At 52.1% G+C, this 18347-nt stretch carries 12 protein-coding genes and 1 tRNA gene; 8 read left to right on the forward strand and 5 right to left on the reverse strand.

Annotated elements, in window-relative coordinates; all coding sequences use genetic code 11:
- Nucleotides 1-38: 38 nt before the first annotated feature.
- The 3 genes from AB8615_RS07405 to glgC are packed head-to-tail and all read right to left on the reverse strand — an operon-like array spanning nucleotide 39 to nucleotide 4008.
- The gene (locus AB8615_RS07405) at nucleotides 39-1277 is read right to left on the reverse strand and encodes a glycogen debranching protein (RefSeq protein ID WP_418152052.1); all 1239 of its coding nucleotides are present in this window, start codon (nucleotides 1275-1277) and stop codon (nucleotides 39-41) included.
- 9 nt (nucleotides 1278-1286) lie between these two features.
- On the reverse strand, nucleotides 1287-2726 hold the full coding sequence (gene glgA, locus AB8615_RS07410; RefSeq protein WP_409431976.1) for a glycogen synthase GlgA: 1440 nt from the start codon (nucleotides 2724-2726) through the stop codon (nucleotides 1287-1289).
- 7 nt (nucleotides 2727-2733) lie between these two features.
- A complete protein-coding gene (glgC, locus tag AB8615_RS07415) occupies nucleotides 2734-4008 on the reverse strand; it encodes a glucose-1-phosphate adenylyltransferase (RefSeq protein WP_418152054.1) in 1275 nt (424 codons plus the stop codon).
- A 186-nt stretch (nucleotides 4009-4194) separates the two neighbouring features.
- Between glgC and AB8615_RS07420 the strand changes: the two genes are divergently transcribed.
- Together AB8615_RS07420 and glgB are read left to right on the forward strand one after the other, a co-directional pair.
- A complete protein-coding gene (locus tag AB8615_RS07420; protein ID WP_409431978.1) occupies nucleotides 4195-6642 on the forward strand; it encodes a glycogen/starch/alpha-glucan phosphorylase in 2448 nt (815 codons plus the stop codon).
- A 30-nt stretch (nucleotides 6643-6672) separates the two neighbouring features.
- Complete coding sequence (glgB, locus tag AB8615_RS07425) at nucleotides 6673-8862, forward strand: 1,4-alpha-glucan branching protein GlgB (RefSeq protein WP_409431979.1); 2190 nt, start codon at nucleotides 6673-6675, stop codon at nucleotides 8860-8862.
- Between the two features lie 282 nt (nucleotides 8863-9144).
- Here glgB and AB8615_RS07430 read toward each other — a convergent pair.
- Nucleotides 9145-9235, reverse strand: a tRNA-Ser gene (locus AB8615_RS07430).
- Nucleotides 9236-9461: 226 nt separating this feature from the next.
- Here AB8615_RS07430 and AB8615_RS07435 point away from each other — a divergent pair.
- Genes AB8615_RS07435 through AB8615_RS07455 form a run of 5 tightly spaced genes read left to right on the forward strand, consistent with a single transcriptional unit; the run spans nucleotide 9462 to nucleotide 15249 of the window.
- Nucleotides 9462-11069: an exopolysaccharide biosynthesis polyprenyl glycosylphosphotransferase gene (locus tag AB8615_RS07435; protein ID WP_409431980.1), complete on the forward strand. Its 1608-nt coding sequence runs from the start codon at nucleotides 9462-9464 to the stop codon at nucleotides 11067-11069.
- Nucleotides 11070-11103: 34 nt separating this feature from the next.
- Nucleotides 11104-12573 (forward strand): lipopolysaccharide biosynthesis protein, encoded by a 1470-nt coding sequence (locus AB8615_RS07440; protein ID WP_409431981.1) that lies wholly within the window; start codon nucleotides 11104-11106, stop codon nucleotides 12571-12573.
- Nucleotides 12570-13532 carry a glycosyltransferase family 2 protein gene (locus AB8615_RS07445; protein WP_409431982.1) on the forward strand — a complete coding sequence of 321 codons (963 nt, stop codon included), beginning with the start codon at nucleotides 12570-12572 and terminating at the stop codon, nucleotides 13530-13532. Before AB8615_RS07440 ends, AB8615_RS07445 begins: the two co-directional genes overlap by 4 nt.
- Nucleotides 13529-14305 (forward strand): polysaccharide deacetylase family protein, encoded by a 777-nt coding sequence (locus AB8615_RS07450; protein ID WP_409431983.1) that lies wholly within the window; start codon nucleotides 13529-13531, stop codon nucleotides 14303-14305. Before AB8615_RS07445 ends, AB8615_RS07450 begins: the two co-directional genes overlap by 4 nt.
- A complete protein-coding gene (locus AB8615_RS07455) occupies nucleotides 14302-15249 on the forward strand; it encodes a glycosyltransferase family 2 protein (protein WP_409431984.1) in 948 nt (315 codons plus the stop codon). Before AB8615_RS07450 ends, AB8615_RS07455 begins: the two co-directional genes overlap by 4 nt.
- Before the next feature lie 60 nt (nucleotides 15250-15309).
- Here the strand turns inward: AB8615_RS07455 and AB8615_RS07460 are convergent, their stop codons facing one another.
- Nucleotides 15310-17331, reverse strand: coding sequence for a GumC family protein (locus tag AB8615_RS07460; protein ID WP_409431985.1), 2022 nt, complete (start codon nucleotides 17329-17331; stop codon nucleotides 15310-15312).
- Nucleotides 17332-17449: 118 nt separating this feature from the next.
- On the opposite strand from AB8615_RS07460, the gene AB8615_RS07465 reads away from it, so the two are divergent.
- Entirely contained in the window at nucleotides 17450-18340 is an 891-nt protein-coding gene (locus AB8615_RS07465; RefSeq protein ID WP_418152059.1) for a polysaccharide biosynthesis/export family protein, read from the forward strand.
- Nucleotides 18341-18347 lie beyond the last annotated feature (7 nt).

Consider the following 18347-nt stretch of genomic DNA (forward strand, 5'->3'; position numbering starts at 1 on the left):
AGGTCTTTATGTGCGCCGCTGTCTACCCGCCAAAAACTTCATACGCTATCGCGGTACTGATCGTTCCACTCATTCCAGCCTTGCGGGAAACCGCCAAGCTGATAGCCGCCAGGTCCGATGTCCCATGGCTCAGAAACGAGTTTAACCTTCGACAAAATCGGATCGTTTTCGAGCGCTTTGAAAAAAGGAGCCTCACGATCAAAGTCCGTCGGATTTCGCCCCATGGTCGGGCCGAGGTCAAACCGGAAACCGTCAACATGATAGGTCTCTACCCAATATCGCAGGCTAGCAATCGTCAAATCCAAGACCGCCGGATGAGCCATGTTGAAGGAATTGCCACAGCCGGTATAATTTTCGTAAAAACGCTTATCGTCTTTGAGGTGGTAATAGCTTTTATTATCAATACCGCGATAAGACAGTGTTGGGCCGAGTTCCCAACTCTCCGCCGTATGATTATAAACGACATCCAAGATGACTTCGATGCCCGCCGCGTGAAGCGCTTTGACCATAGTCTGAATAGATTTTGATTTGCTCGAGCCGAGATAGGCATTGTGTGGCGCGAAATAATTGACGGGATTATAGCCCCAATAATTCGTCAGCCCCATGTCCAAGAGGCGCGGTTCAGAGAAAAAACTCTGAAGCGGCAAAATCTCAACGGCTGTCACGCCTAGCTTTTTTAAATGCTGAATCATGGCAGGCGATGAAAGACCTTCCGCTGTGCCGCGCTGTCTTTTGGGCACATCTGGATGAAGCTTGGTCACGCCTTTGACCTGGCACTCATAAATAATTGTGTCTGATAAAACCGTGCGCGGCGGCGCATCATCACCCCATTCAAATTCAATCTCCCCCACAACACATTTAGGCGCGAAAGGCGCGCTGTCTCTTGTATCAAAACTCAGGTCTTGATCTGCAGAATTAACGTCATAACCATAGAGCGCATCGTCCAAAACGAACGCTCCGAAAAGTTGTTTGGCGTATGGGTCGATAAGGAGTTTATTGGCGTTAAATCTGTGCCCGTCATGCGGCGCATAGGGTCCGTCAACGCGGTAACCGTAAAGCTGTCCGGCCTCCAGACCTTCGACAAATCCATGCCAAATATCACCCGTCTTTTCTGTCAGAGGAATCTGCGCGATTTCCTGCTTTCCGGTTTTGGAAAACAGGCAGAGCGTCACGCCGCTGGCATGCGCCGAAAACAGTGCAAAATTAACGCCGCGCTCCACCACAGTCGGTCCAAGCGGTGCGGGGCTACCCTGAGTAACGCGAAAGTCGCGGGTCATAGATTCAGCTTACCCTTTAAGACGCGCATACAGATTGGCATATTGCTGCGCTGACTTCTTCCAACTTACGTCCTGTGCCATGCAATTCTGTGCCATACCACGCCATGTTTTGGGTGCGGCATAAAGCTCAAATGTACGGTTGATGGCTGAGGCTAGCATATGCGGATCAATGGGTGAAAATTGGACGCCCGTCGCACAGTTTTTCGCCAAGGCAGCGGGGTTAGCATCAATCACTGTATCATTAAGCCCCCCTACACGACCAACAACAGGAATAGTCCCGTAGCGCATGGCGCAGAGCTGCGTTAGGCCACACGGCTCAAACCGCGACGGGATCATAATGGCGTCGGCTGCAGCTTGAACGCGGTGGGCCAAAGGCTCATCATAGCCGATGAAGCAAGCGACACTGTCAGGGTTGGCCTTGGCGCTAGCTAAGAATTGCGACTCAATCGCGCTATCGCCTGAACCCAGCACCATAAGCTGTCCGCCCAACGCCGTGATTTGCGGCACAGCATCCGCCAACAGATCAAGTCCCTTTTGCCCTGTAAGCCTTGAAATCACGGCAAATAAGGGCGTGTTTTTTGAGACTTTCAATCCCATGTCTTTTTGCAGCTGCGCCTTATTCTTGGCTTTCGCGGAGAGTTTCGTCCTGGAAAAATTTGCAGCTATATCTGGGTCAGTTTCAGGATTCCAAACCTCGGTATCAATCCCGTTTAATATCCCCGACAGGGCATTACCGCGGCTTCTTAATAAACCGCCAAACCCCATGCCGCCCTCGTTCGTCTGGATTTCGAGCGCGTAGCTTGGCGAAACAGTTGTTACATGGTGACTATGAACAATACCGGCTTTCAGAAAACTAATTTTGTCCCAGTATTCAAGATTATCCTTGGCAAAATAATCTGCTGGCAGGCCAATGTCAGGCATTAGCATTTTCGGAAACAGGCCTTGAAAGGCCAAGTTATGGAGGGTCAGAACGGACGCGGGCACCGGGGCCATTTCAGTCGATAAATAGGCGCTGACCAAACCCGCTTGCCAATCATGAGCGTGAACCACATCGAAAGCTGAGACCCCATAGCGGCCTATAGCAAGATCGGCCGCAACCCGACTAAAAGCGGCATAGCGAAGGCCGTTCCCGTCTCTGTCTGTGCCGTCTGGATTTTGATATGGATTGCCCTCAAATTTAAATAATTCTGGGGCGTCCAGCGCGATGATTTTTAAGCCAGAGTCCGTTTCTCCTTCCATCAGCTTTGCTGTCCCGCTGCCTAGCGCGAAGGTCTTGCCTATAACTTTTTTCTTCTTCAATCCTTTGAGGACAGGTGGAAATCCCGGCAGAAAAACTGTGACATCAACGCCTTGAGCATTGAGAGCCCGTGGGAGTGCCCCGACCACATCCGCGAGTCCCCCTGTTTTGATAAGCGGGAAACATTCCGAAGCTACAAATAAAACGCGCATGCCTGCCTTACATATCCAGATTATCAATCATGGGCTGGGTAATCAAACAAATGCCGTTTTGAGTATGATAGAAGCGCTTTGCGTCCAGTTCTGGATCATTGCCAACTGCCAAGCCCTTTGGGATTCTTACGCCGCGGTCAATCACCACATTCGTGAGTTGGCAGACCTCTGCCACATCTACATGCGGCAGAACAATGCAGCGCTTCAGCGTCGAATAAGAATGGATGTAGCAACCTGTAAAGAGCAGCGATTGATCCACTCGCGCGCCTGACACAATACAGCCCCCGGAAATAACTGAATTCACGGCTGATCCGCGCCGCCCTACTTCGTCATGGATAAATTTCGCGCCTGGCGCGAGTTCAGAATATGTCCAGATTGGCCAGTCACTGTCATATAGGTTTAGCGCAGGTTCAAAGGAGGTCAGATCTAGATTGGCTTCCATATAGGCATCAACAATACCGACATCCCGCCAATAGGATTCCTCCTCGCCTTCAGACCGCACACAAGATTGGGTAAACCGATGCGCCTGCGCTTTCCCATTTTTAACGATGTAAGGAATGAGGTTTTTTCCAAAATCCCGATCAGACCCTTCTTCGGCAGCGTCGCGCCGTAATTGTTCGAATAAGAATTTTTTGTCGAAAACGTATATTCCCATCGATGCCAAACACGTGTCATCGCTTCCCGGCATAGTGGGGGGATTTGCCGGTTTTTCCAAAAAGTCAGTGATGCGATAAGTATCGTCAACATGCATGATGCCAAATTCACTCGCATTCGTCTTCGGAATTTCAAGACACCCCACCGTCACATCCGCGCCAGAGTCGACATGCTCTTCCAGCATGATTTCATAATCCATTTTATAAATATGGTCGCCCGCTAAAATGACGACATATTCAACATTGGAGTGCGAATTTATGATATGGATATTTTGGTAGACAGCATCTGCCGTGCCTTCATACCACCGATTATCAGACATAGTCTGAGAGGCTGGCATGATATCGAAGCTTTCATTACGTTCTGCCCGGTAGAAATTCCAACCGCGTTGCAAGTGCCGTATCAAGCTATGTTGCTTATACTGTGTAGCGACACCGATGCGTTTGATGCCCGAATTCATCGCGTTGGATAGAGCAAAATCGATAATCCTGAATTTACCGCCAAAGAAGACAGCCGGCTTTGCACGATTCTCCGTTAGGTCTTTGAGGCGACTTCCCCAGCCACCCGCCAGAATAAAAGCCATGGACCGTTCAGCAAGACGCCGGTTCTTAGATAATGCCTTATTTTGCATCGCCACCTCCCATTTGAGGGTAAATCCCTCTTTTTTGTTTTAAAGCACAAGAATAGCGCCTTAGTAAGACACATGTTGCGCTTATGACTGGACGCGTGAATATTTGAACTTTATGACCCCAAATTCAGACAGCGCTGTCATACCAGTCAACAAGAGCGTTTCATCACAGAAAATCAAGAGAATTCCATGAAAGCCGTTTCCCACACACTCGCAGATACGCAAGATCTGATCACAGAAAGCTTTGGTGATTCCATTCTGCGCCACTTAATCTATTCCGTCGGGAAGGATATATCGCATGCCGTCACGCGCGATTGGTGCGTAGCTGTGTCACTGGCTGTGCGGGACCGCATGGTCGAAGGCTGGATTGATACGACGCGTGAAATCTACAAACGCAAGCAAAAGCGCGTCTATTACCTATCAATGGAATTTATGATCGGGCGGCTCTTGGAAGACAGTCTGACAAATCTAGGCCTTGCAGATGAAGCCCGCGCTTTCTTTGAGGCAAAAGGCGTGAATTTTCATGATGTGCTTCATGCCGAACAAGATGCTGCTCTGGGAAATGGTGGACTAGGCCGACTAGCGGCTTGTTTCATGGACTCCATGGCGACTGTTGGCGTTGCGGGTATGGGATATGGTATTCGGTATCAGCACGGCATTTTCCGCCAAAATATGGAAGATGGCTGGCAGATGGAAGAGCCCGAAGATTGGCTTGTTGAAGGTAATGCTTGGGAATTTCGCCGCCCCGAGGTCGTTTATGATATCGATTTTGGCGGCAGTGTCGTGACGGATGAGAACGGTAAGACAGTTTGGAAGCCGACAGAACAACTGCAAGCCCTTGCCTTTGACCTGCCGATTGCAGGGTGGGAAGGCAAGCATGTCAATACGCTACGCCTATGGTCAGCTCGGCAATCGGAGAGCATGAACCTCAAGAAATTTAACGACGGCGATTTCATTGCCGCCGCGCGCCAGCAAATTTTGGCAGAAACGGTTTCTAAGGTTCTTTATCCTGGCGATCATACGGAACAGGGTCGGGAGCTTCGCCTGAAACAAGAAGTCTTTTTCACCTCGGCCTCTTTGCAAGATTTGATCCGTCGTTTCTTCACCAATTATGAAAGCCTAGATAATTTAGGGGATCACGTCGCAGTTCAGCTCAATGATACCCATCCCGCGATTGCCGTGCCGGAACTTATCCGAATTCTTATGGATAAATATGATTACAGTTTTGATGCCGCTTTGAAGATCGCGCGTGAAACACTGCATTATACGAACCATACACTCCTGCCAGAAGCGCTGGAAAAATGGCCCAAAGGCTTGTTTGAGCGTATCCTGCCCCGCCACCTGCAAATCATCAATATGATTGATGGCGCTTTCTATCAGGAAGCGATGGCAAAAGGGCTTGAACATCACATCATCGCAGGCATGCAGGTCATTCATCCGCATCAGCAAGACTGGGTGCGCATGGGCAATCTTGCCTTTATCGGCGCGCGGAAAGTGAACGGCGTCTCAGCCCTGCACTCCGAGCTTATGAAGGAAACCGTCTTTCATGATTTAAACATCATGTATCCCGACAAAATTGTGAACCAAACGAACGGCGTTACGCCGCGCCGCTGGGTGTTGGAATGTAACCCTCACCTCTCTGATTTGATCACTGAAAATATCGGTAATGAGTGGATCGCCGATTTGGAACAGCTTGAAAAACTTGCCCCACTCGCGACTGATAAAGCGTTTCAGAAAAAATATATGGATGTAAAGTTGGCGAATAAGAAACGCCTAGCCGACTATCTGTTGGAGCGCACGGGCGTTAGCGTTAATCCTGCGGCTATGTTTGATATACAGATCAAACGCATCCATGAATATAAGCGTCAGTTAATGAACATCTTGGAGGCCATCGCGCTTTATAATGCCATCAAGGATAACCCAAAAGGCGATTGGCAACCGCGCGTAAAAATCTTTGCCGGCAAAGCTGCACCGAGCTATTTCCTTGCCAAGCTTATCATTAAGCTGATCACTGATGTGCAGAATGTCGTGAATAACGATCCCGAAATCGGTGATAAGCTAAAGGTGATTTTCCTGCCAAATTACAACGTATCTGCCGCTGAGATACTCATACCTGGCGCTGATTTATCTGAGCAGATTTCGACAGCAGGCTTTGAAGCCTCTGGCACGGGCAATATGAAATTTGCCTTAAACGGCGCGCTGACGATCGGTACGCTAGACGGCGCGAATGTGGAAATGGCCGAACATGTCGGCCATGAGAATTTCTTTATTTTCGGCATGGAAGCCCATGAAGTGGCAGAACGGCAACATCGCCGCGCTCGGCCCTCGGAAATCATAAAAGACCTACCCCGTTTTCAACAAATCCTCGCCCAATTAGAGGACGGCACGTTCTCAGACGGCGACACCGATCGCTACAAAGACATTCTCGACAACCTAAAACATCACGATTATTTCCAAGTCGTGCCTGATTTTGAGGCCTATTGGGATATGCAGCGCCATATCGACGGTGTTTTCGCGGATAAATCCAAATGGGCCGAAATGGCAATTTTGAATACGGCTAAAATGGGCTGGTTTAGCTCTGATCGGACAATACGGGGCTATGCCAAAGATATTTGGGACGCTGACCTCGCGTTCTGATAAGCCTGTCGCCATGATAGGAATGTGCATATGAAAGCGGCATTTGAGGATATAGCAAACGGTCTGTCAGCAGATCCGTTTTTGGTTCTGGGACGCCATAGGGTTGGACGAAAAACACATTTGCGCACATTCGCCCCTGGGGCGGAAAAGGTCGAAATACTCTCTCCTCGCGGCAAAACAGCTATCGCGACACTAACTCGTATTCATGATGCAGGATTGTTTGAGACTGATATCCCCGCGTCAAAAATAAAGTCTGGCTATCGATACCGCGCATGGTTCGGTGAGCTATCGCATATTTATGAAGACCCCTATCGTTTTGCCCCCTCTATCGGTGATCTCGATTTATATCTGCTATCCGAAGGCCGCCATGCCCACGCCTTTCGCTGTCTCGGCGCACATGTCATGGAGCAAGACGGCATAAAAGGCACACGCTTTGCTGTCTGGGCGCCCAATGCCCGTAGCGCCTGCGTTGCCGCTGATTTTAATCTCTGGAGCGACGTCAAACATCCTATGCGCTCACGCGGCGGCAGCGGTATATGGGAGCTTTTCGTGCCAGATGTCGGCGACGGCGCAATTTATAAATACGTGTTCCGCGATCAACTGGGCAAGCTGCTACCGTTCAAAGCAGACCCTTTTGGGTTTGGCGCAGAGATGCGGCCTAAATCTGCTTCGGTCGTGCGCGATCTATCTGGTTATAAATGGCAGGATCAGGATTGGCTTGCGACAAGGTGGGAGCGCCACACGCGCGAAGTCCCCATGTCAATTTACGAAGTCCATCTTGGGTCTTGGAAGCGTAAAGATGGCAATGATTACCTTACTTACACCGAACTTGCCGACCAATTAATTCCCTATGTCAAAAAACTTGGCTTCACCCATATCGAAGTGATGCCAATTACAGAACACCCGTTTGACGGTTCTTGGGGGTATCAACCCATCGGTATGTTCGCGCCCACCCGCCGACACGGTACACCAGATGATTTCAAAGCCTTCGTCGATGCCGTGCATGCTGCGGGGCTTGGCATTATTCTCGATTGGGTGCCGGGACATTTCCCCAGTGATGAACACGGCCTAGCGCAATTTGACGGCACACATCTTTATGAACACGCAGATCTGCGCAAAGGATTTCATCCCGATTGGAATACGTTGATCTTCAATTTTGGCCGTCGGGAAGTCGTCAACTATCTCGTCTCAAATGCGCGCTTCTGGCTCGAGGAATATCACTTAGATGGCCTGCGCGTCGATGCGGTGGCGTCCATGCTTTATCTGGATTATTCCCGCGAAGACGGCGAATGGATACCCAATTCCGATGGCAGCAATGAAAACTGGGAAGCCGTTAAATTTCTGCAGACCTTCAATGCCGACGCCTATTCAGAACTGAAGGGAGTCCCGGGCGGCATTTTCACAGTGGCGGAGGAAAGCACGGCTTGGCCCGGCGTCACGGCGCCGACCAATCATGACGGTCTCGGCTTTGGCTTCAAATGGAATATGGGCTGGATGAATGACACGCTGTCTTACATGTCCGAAGACCCGATTAACCGCCGCCATCACTATCACATGATGACTTTTGGCATTGATTACGCCTTTTCTGAAAATTACATATTGCCATTGTCGCACGACGAAGTTGTCCACGGCAAAGGCTCCCTCATTGACCGCATGCCTGGCGATCGCTGGCAAAAATATGCCAATCTGCGGGCCTATTACGCATTCATGTGGACCCATCCCGGCAAGAAGCTGCTCTTTATGGGGTGCGAATTTGGACAAACGGCAGAATGGGACGCAGATCAGAGCCTGGACTGGCACCTGACGCAATATCCTGAGCATGCCAATACGCAAAAACTCATGACCGATTTGAATGCGCTATATAAAACATACCCAGCCCTGCATGAGCAGGATTGCGTATCAGAGGGCTTTGACTGGATCGACGGCGGAGCGCAAAATGACAATGTGTTTTCGTATATTCGCTGGGATAAAGATCGAAAGCAGCCCTGCCTGATCGTCTGTAACTTCTCGCCAATCCCACGCGAAGGCTATCATGTTGGCGTCCCTATCGCTGGGCATTGGAGCGAAGTACTCAACACTGATTCTGGTTATTATGGCGGAAGCGGTGTAGGGAATTTGGGTGGATTTGATAGCCTACACACATCGGCAAACGGCCTCCCAAATTCGCTCAGCCTCAAACTCCCGCCCTTATCGACATCGGTTTTCGTTCTCAAACAGTAGTTATTAATGAGGCCAACGCTTATGGGCTCGCAAAGTTAGCGCAGAGAATGTGATTTTGGAGATTTCCCCGTCTCAAAAATTACCGCTAGCGGAACACGGATATAGGAACTCTCTTAATACGCTCGATTTTTTGCACACAAGCATCCCAAAACGCCTTTAAATGAACTCGCACAAAAATATTTTTTGAGGGGCCATTTTCTACACGATAGTGGGACCCAGAGGGGGACTATTTGGATTCTAACGATAAATAAATCATTGAAAACAATGACTTATAAAGAAGGCTGGCGGAGACGAAGGGATTCGAACCCTCGATGGGCTTATGACCCATACTCCCTTAGCAGGGGAGCGCCTTCGACCACTCGGCCACGTCTCCGCTGGCGGGACTACAGAAAGTGGTGGGCGGGGGCAAGTAATAACGTCGCTTCATCTGCGCTTTTTTCGATTAACGCAAAATTTACCATAAACGTCTGTCATCTGCCCTACTCTCGCACATGGTGAAACTCTGGGCGCAATACTCGCATGACGTGAGCAAAGTCCCCAGCGTTTACCGTATGTTTGGGGATTTTGTGTAAGAGCGGGACAAAGAACAGGTGGGATATATGTCAATTCAGAATTCAGCGCGTCGAGGTGCGTCACCCAAAGGTGTGCGTGCGGGTCGTCAACAGGACGAAAAGCGCGGCATTATAGCGCCGAGCGAAGTTGCGTTGGACAAATTCTCTGGCCGCGTGCGTGCCGCTGAGACCGCTCCAAAAGTGGATCGCCGCCGTGCGCGCAAAACGACTGCAGATGTTCAAGTCCCGAGAGTTCAGACCAATATGAATGCGCTCCGCTTTGGTTTGCGCAGCCTGGATATTCTAGCCGTGATTTCGATCATCACACTTGGCATTTGGGGCGGCTATATTGGGATTAACAATCGCGGCGTGCTGGCGCCAGTTGCCGCTGCCGCTTTGGGCAGTGTGATCTTTATCGCGATGATGCATGCCTGCCGCGCTTATCACTTTGGGCCAGCGGAGAGATTGTCCGCGCATTTAAAGACTGTTGCGATTGCGAGCCTTTCTGCGCTGGGGCTCTGGCTGACGATTGCTCTGATCACGCGGCCAGAGACGTTTCTGCCAGACGCACTGGCGAAAGCGGGATTGGGCGCGACGGCGCTGCTACTCATATTGCATACCCTCTACCACAAACAAATTGAGCGCTTTCATGCGCGCGGCGCATTGGCTCCGACAATCGTCATGTTGGGCGCAACAGAGAGTGCGCGTCGCATTATTGAGGAAAACGCCAAAACGAAAGAACTCAACATTCTCGCGATTTTTGATGATCGTCTCGCCCGCGCACCCCACAATATTCACGGTGTGCCTGTGATTGGTCAAGTCGAAGACCTCCTCGCCTGGGACGCCCTGCCCTATATCAACCGCATTGTGGTGACATTGCCGAGTATGGCCAGCCAGCGGAAAAAAGACTTTGTTGATCGCGTGCGCCTGCTGCCCAATCGTATCGCCTTTGTTGTCGATGAATTTGAGAACCTCAACCATGTGCAACAGCGCGTGTCAGAAATCGCGGAAATCTCGCTGACTGACGTCACAGGCAATCCTAAAAGCGGCCGTCACACAGCGATCAAACGTATGATGGATGTCGGGATCAGTGCGACAGCACTTGTCCTCGGCGCACCTGTGCTGGCGCTGATCGCGTTGCTGATCAAGCTCGATAGTCCCGGCCCTGTATTGTTCAAACAATCCCGCCATGGCTTTAACAATCGCGTGTTCGACGTCTATAAATTCAGGTCTATGCGCAACGACATGGCGGACCCAGATGCCGCGCAGCAGACGCAAGCAGGCGATGCGCGCGTCACAAAAATTGGCCGTTTCATCCGCAAGACCAGCATTGATGAACTGCCGCAACTCCTCAACGTCCTCAAAGGCGAGATGTCGCTCGTTGGGCCACGGCCTCACGCAGTTGGCATGCGCACAGCGGGTAAAGCCAGCATCGAACTGGTTCAAGAATACGCCCATCGCCATAAAGTCAAACCAGGTATGACGGGCTGGGCGCAGATTAATGGATCGCGTGGCCCGCTCCATGACGCCGCTGACGTGGAACGCCGCGTAAAGCTGGATGTCGAATATATCGAACGCTCTAATGCGCTTTTCGATCTCTATATCATGCTGAAGACCTTGCCTGTTCTGCTGGGTGATAGCGAGGCCATCCGCTAGTGAGCCGCACACCGGCATATCAGGGGCAACCCGCATGCTAGGCCGGTCTATGCTGGCCTATTTACCTGTCAACCTGGCCAATATCGTGGTCAGCTTTGGCACGATTGTCGTTCTGACGCGCCTGCTCGGCTCGGCTGAATTTGGGCGTTACGCGATTGCGATGATCACTGTGCAGTTTGTCCATATGGGCATTTTTACGTGGATGGAGGCCGCCATGGCGCGGTTCCAAGCGCGGGCCGAACGCGAAAATGATGTCCGCAGCCACCTCAAAACGCTCTATACCCTCGGAGCCATAACTGGACTAATCGGCGGGATCACTCTGATCTCAGTCGTGTTCTTGCTGCCGTTGTCTCCGCAAATGACGACAGTTCTGGCCGTGGCGCTCGGCTCCACCGCGCTACAGATCATCTTTAACCTCGGCATGGAAGCGCATAAAGCCGCGCACCGCGTCAAACGCTATAGCTTCACTTATTCAGGGCAAACATTGCTGAGCTTTACGCTCGGCATCCTGCTTGTTCTATTTACACCGCTGCGGGAAGTTGCCCCATTTGTAGGTATTCTGCTGGGCTTGATCTGCTTCATCGCGATTGACCTCACTTTCATGCTGACGCGGATGCGGGGCGGAACGTATCAGGCGGATAAGACCAAGATTTATTTTGCCTACGGCATGCCGATCTGTCTCTCTTTGCTGCTGACATATGCACTCAATTCAGCCGATGTTTACATCATCGCTGCGATATTGGGCGAAGCGTCGGCGGGGCAGTATAATGCAGGCTATAACCTCGCCAATCGTAGCCTCGAAATCCTTTTTATCTGGATCGCCATGGCCGTTACACCAATGGCTGTGACAGCCTTTGAAAAGCAAGGCTCTGCGCAATCGATTGAGATTATGAAGACCTACGGCGCGTCCCTGCTTTGGATCGCATTGCCCGCAGCCACGGGCATCGCTCTGGTTTCGCAAGACGCTGGCTTCATCCTCGGCGAGTCCGTTAGGGCAGAAGCTGTGACCGTCATGCCGCTGATCGCCTTTGCTGGCATGATCAACGGGTTTATGAATTACTATGTGCAGCGCGCCTTTATGCTGTCGGGAAAAACGGGCGCCTTCGCGTGGGCGATGGTGCCGCCAGTCTTGCTCAATATCGGACTAAACCTCTGGCTGATCCCGCAATTCGGATTGATGGGCGCAGTTTATGCAACCGTCATCAGCTACGCCCTCGGACTTATCATCGCGATTGTCATGGCGCGCCGTAGCTATCCGCTGCCCCTACCCATGCGGGCGACATTAGAAATTGCCGCGGCCTGCGCTGTGATGTGGCTAGCTGTCAGCGCTCTGCCCATTCCAGAGGCGTGGCATGGCCCGATCTCGCTGCTGATCAAAGCCTCTGTCGGCGCAGGAGTTTACCTAACCGTCTGCTGGCTGATCAATGCCGCGAATTGTCGAAATATCATCCGCGATGTGTGGCAGAAATTCCGCCGCCCTAAACTGGCAGAGGTCGCAGAATGACCGCGCCGCGCATCACGACATCGGAACAATGGATAACAGCAAAGCCGAAGCTCTCCGTGCTGATCCCCTATTTCAAAGACGATCCCGTCGCGCTGATGCTGGCGCTCGACGCTTTGCCACACATTGCGGGCCAGGTCGAAGTTATCGTCTATAATGACGGCACGGATGACATTGCGCTTGAAGACACCGTCAACGCGGCGCTATCCACCCTTACTCTGCCAGCCATGAACATCACCGCGACCGTCAATAAAGGCCGAAGCGCCGCACGGAATGCTTTGCAGGACGCTGCGCGAGCGGACTGGGTATTGTTTCTAGACGCCGACATGCGGCCCGTGAAAGATAGCTTTTTACAGGATTACCTGACGTTGATCCAATCGGAGGCGGACGTTGTTTTTGGCGGATTCCACGTCGAACACCGCGCCGTTAATGCTGACCGCGACTTACACCGCGCCCTATCCCAAACCAGCGATTGCCTCTCCCTCGCAGAGCGTCAGGCAGCCGGCCCGCAATTCGTCGCGACATCTAACCTCTGCGTGCGCAAAACAGCATTAGAGGCCGAAGGCTTCGATCCAGAATTTTCTGGCTGGGGTTGGGAAGATAGCGAATGGGCCGCGCGGATCGCTAAACGATTCACGCTGCGTCACGTCGATAACCCTGCCCTGCATTTGGGGCTTGAGACGACAGATACGCTCCTCTCTCGCTTCCGCACAAGTGGGCCAAATTATGTGCGCTTCACGCAAAAGCATCCGGAATTGGCGCAGAGCCTCGCACTCTACCGTATCGCCACGAAACTCGGCCATATCCCAGGGCAGCGGTTGCTGCGTCCACTTCTGAAGGTGCTTGTAAAAAACTCCATTCTTCCCGTGTCCTGGCGCGTGGCAGCACTCAAACTCTGGCGGGCGTCATGGTATGGGGAGGCTCTAACCCGCCCTGCCCCCGTGCGGGAGGTGATCGCATGACCCCGCACATCGAAACCCTTGATATTGATAAAAGCAAGTCCGGCAAAGTGGATGCCGTGCGCCGCCGCCTAGCGCGCCATCGTCATAAACGGATCGTGACGCCAAAACTGGATCGCCCGATAATCAGCTTCACTTTCGATGATTGCCCCAAATCTGTCGTAGAGACAGCTCTGCCATTGATTGAGGCGGAAGGCTGGCGGGCAACGATTTATGTGGCTTGCGGCCTATGCGACATCACGAACCATATGGGACTGCATATGAGCCGTGACGACATCAAAGCGGTGGCGCGTAATGGCCACGAGATCGGTGATCATACTTACGGTCACCTAGACGGGCTGCGCGTGACGCCAGATATGTTCATGGCCGATATTGTGCGCAATCAAGCCGAGCTGGACGCCCTTGGCATCGCGCCCAGCCGTACCTTTGCTTACCCCTATGGTCAAGTGACGACAGCACTCAAAAAACGCCTCCTCAAGCGATTTGATTTGTCGCGTGGGGTCAATCGTTCTTCCTCTACAGCTTTTGACGAAGGGTTATCGCCTGCCATGCGTTTATATCATGGGCAGGCCGTGAACGAGGCGCGGACGCGCATCGAAAGCTACAGCACTGCCCCGCAATGGGAAGTCTTGTTCACACATGATGTGCGCGACACGCCGAGTGATTATGGCTGCACAGCGGCTGATCTGAAACGGACGATACAAACGGTCAAAGAAAGCGGAGCTATCGTCCTGCCTGTTGCGCAAGCCTTGGATATAGCTCGGAGACAGACATGAGCGAAAAACGTATATCTTGGGACGAAGGCATTTCCATCGTCATTCCGACATATAAGCGTCCACACGGGATCGCAACAGCCCTGCCCAGCGTGATCGGTCAAGTCGCAGATGGTCGCCCGATCGAAATCATTGTCGCCGATAATGATCCCGCTGGCAGTGCGCGTGAATATGTTGAGAGTTTTTCGTCTCAAAGTGACGCGACTATCATCTACGTCCACGTTCCAGAACCAGGGGTCAGCAATGCGCGGAACGGCGCAGTCGCCCATGCGCGGGGTCGTTTCATCGTCTTTCTCGACGACGATATGGAAGCGATTGGCGATGTAGACGGTCACTGGCTTGCGCCCCTAATTGCAACGGCAGAACGCTTTGACGCGGGCATCGTTTTCGGTCCCGCCATCGCAACTGTGCCAGACCTAACGAACCCCGTGCAGCGCTATATGATTCCGATTTATTCGCGCGTGCGAGATATGGAAGACGGCTTGCTGAAAAAAGGGATCGCAACAGGGAATTGTTTGCTAGATCGCCAGCGCTGCGCCTTCCCCGACCCGATGTTTGACCCAGCCTTGAATGAAGCGGGCGGCGAAGATGACGCCTTGTTTGAGCATTTGGCGGCAGGCGGCACAAAGATCGCTTATTGCAATGCAGCCAAAACGCTGGAGCATGTGCCCGCCACCCGCGCGACCCTCCGCTATATCTGGCGCCGTAATTTTTCATGGGGACAAAGTCCATCACGCAACGCCGCCGATATGGGCATTAAAGGCCTCGCTAAGGTGCTGTTTTGGATGATGATTGGGACGGTTCAGTTGACCGCGAACGGTCTGGCCTTTTGCGTGCTGCGCCTGTTAGGGCGTCCGCAATATGTGAAATTCTTTGCGCGTTTTTCTCAAGGCGTCGGCAAAGTCCTGTGGTCTGACCGCCTGACCCCGAAGCTCTACGGAAACTAGACACAAAAAAGCCAGCCCGAAAGCTGGCCTTCTTTTCGAAATCTATGAATTTGGCGCGAGCTATGAATTTGGCGGCGGGGCAAATACAGGGGCGTTTTGCTCTGTATAAGTCTCCGACACAGCCTGCGCATAAGGATTGGCATAGATATCCTGCGCCGTGGATGTTGCGGTTTGAGGTGCCACAGGCTGTTGCGGCGGCGTCCATTCTGACAGTCCTGCGGCGGCCGCAGATGAGGACATACGCTGCGCAGTCTGCTGCGCGATAGAGCTACCATACTCTTCTTGCGGCGCGTAATTTGGGTCAGGCGCGTAGGTTTCTTGCGGATACTCGGCCTCCGCAACTTGCGGCATGGTATCTGGCTGATATTGCGGCATAGGGGTAGCGGGGCGATACGGCGCCACTGGCTCTGGGATAGATGATCCACCGCCATAGCCGTAATCTTCCACCGGGACAGGACGGCGCGTGCGTACATTCGGGCCAGGCGAAACATAAAGGCGTGGATCGAGGAAAACCCGCATCAGGGCCAGCACAAACAAGGTCACGCCCCACCCGACTGTTGCCAGAGCAAACATCAGCAAACTCATATTGCGGCCCTTATTTGGGTAAGTCGCGCGTGAAATCACTTTGATGTTTTCGCTATTCGCCTCGGCTTGCGACTGATTGATCAGCGCCTCTTGCTCCTTGGCATTATAGTTTTTCAGACGCGCACTCAGCGTATCTCGTTCGCGTAGCAAGTTTTGGAAAGCAGGTGTCAGCCCTGTCAGGCGCTGAATTTTACGATCTGCACTGTTGAGTTGATTTTGCAGCGTAAACTCTTTCTCGCGCAGACTATCTGCTGTCGCGGCCAATGTGTTGCGCTGTGTGAGCAAAGCTTGCTGCACAGGGTTCGGCCCGACACGGCGACCGCCATTGGCTTGCCCATTATAGGAGGACTGCAAGGATTTTAACTCTGCCAGTTCTGTCTGCTTCTGACGGACCGGGTCAGATGTCGGCAAATATTTCGCCAATAGCTGTTTTAGCTCCAACTCCGCCTGCGCAATGCGCTGGGACGCGCGGTCGTCGACATAGAGATTGATCGTCGACGGCGTGTTACGTAACTGATCTTCAACTTCAGCCAATGACGCTTCGGTCTCAGCGATTGAGGCACGGGTCGTATTGAGTAGCGCTTTGAGGTCTTCTGTCCGCTTGCGCAGCCCGCTCTGCTCTGACTCGAAGTCAGAAATAGAGTTTTTTTGCAGGAAGCGCGCAATCGCGCGTTCGTTTTGATCGAGCTGCTGCTCAGTCGCGATACGGCGTTCAGAAATAATATCGCCTGACCCTTCGACAAAAATTGTCCGGCGGTAGGATAAATAGGCATCGATAAACGCATTGAGCGTCTCAACAGCCACATCAGGATCTTCATGTTTGAAGACCATATCAATGATGGAGGCTTTCGGCTGCGCCATGACCACGAAATTGCGATCAACGAATTTGCGCAACTCCATATAGGCCTCTTGCCGCGCCCGCTCATTTGGGGCATTGATAATTTTTTTGAACGCATCTTCGTTGAAGCGGCGCATTGCGGCATCGTCTGGCATCATCTCGCCGATGACTTGATCCATGACTTCAGCGTTCTTGATAATCGCAACTTCATTGAGCGTAATCGTGTCAGGCGTCTGCGTCAGCCCTCCGCCATTCGCGCTGCCTGTGATCGGGTTGTAGACATATTCTTCGCCCAGCTGCACCATGATGCGACCATCGCCAGAATAGACGCGTTTGAAGTCTTTGGTGAAATACCACGCCGCGATTGTGCCAAGTGCAAAGAGAGGAAGAACCCACTTTAGCTGCCGACCGAAGCTTTTGAACAATTCGGACAGTCGAATATTTGGAACACCTGTTGCATATTCGCCGACGGTCAGATCGCCCATGCGGGGATCATCTCGGTAAGCTGGCTCTGGCGCGTAGCTCTCGGCATAAGGCGGAGAATAGTGCGGCGCATCGTGCGTGCCTGTCATCGGCGGCGCGTCTGCATCCTGCATATTATCCAGATTGGCAAGCTTAGGCTTTTTGCCTTTGCCGAGTGTCAGACCAAATATGGCCATACGAATCCCCTATCCCTTTAGAAGTTGACCCAACAGACAGCCTAAATTTTAACAATTCCTTATCCATTCTTGTTAACTATTAGAAAAAATCAGTTTTCACCTAGATTGTGTGCTTTTTATGCTAAATCCTCGTTTCATATGCCATTTTACAGCGGTTTTGCTGGCCAGTGCGGCGATCCTGAGCCTCGAATCAGATGCGCAAGCCCAAAGCCGCTACGGAACGAATCAGCCTGTGCAGCAACATTATCCGCAAGGTATGGTTAATCAGCACCCCGCTTACGGGCCTCAAAAATCGGCGAAGAAGTATAAAAATGTCTTCCATCGTATGCGCGGACAACGTCACCTCGCCTATCAAACTCCGCCGCCCCCAGGCATGTTTCAGCAATGGGTTGAGTATGAACCGCAATATGAATTGGTGCCTGGCGATCAACTCGATATTGTTGTGTCATCCGCACCAGAATTATCGCGCACATTGACCGTCGTCCCCGATGGTCGAGTGGTTATGCCGATGAGCCGGCCAATCATGGCAGCGGGTCGGACCTTTATGCAAGTTCAGTATGAATTAATGGCTGAGCTATCAAAGCAGCTCCGTGATCCTACGATCGCTGTAACGCCTCGCGCCTATGCGCCAGAGCAGATTTATGTGGGCGGTGAAGTGGGACAGCCGGGAACTTACACGCTCCCAGGTCGGATTGGTGCGCTTGAAGGCATCCTCATGGCGGGCGGCATGCGGCCAACAGCTCGCACACGTCAAGTCGCTGTGCTACGCCGTGCGCCTAATGGCGGTATGATGATGAGGACAGTCGACATCCGCAACGGCTTGCTCAATATCCGCGAATATAATGATAATCTGCAGCTACGCCGAGGCGACATCATCTATGTACCGCAATCCAATATCGCAGAGATCGGCACATTCATGCAGAATTTCCGCAATGCCCTGCCTGTGGACTTCAATCTGTCCTATCAGTTCGGCAATAATGGCGGCGGCACGACGGTTATCTCACCTTAAATCGTGC

Origin of the sequence: Litorimonas sp. RW-G-Af-16 (assembly GCF_048319245.1) — a bacterium.
Lineage (GTDB): Bacteria > Pseudomonadota > Alphaproteobacteria > Caulobacterales > Maricaulaceae > Litorimonas.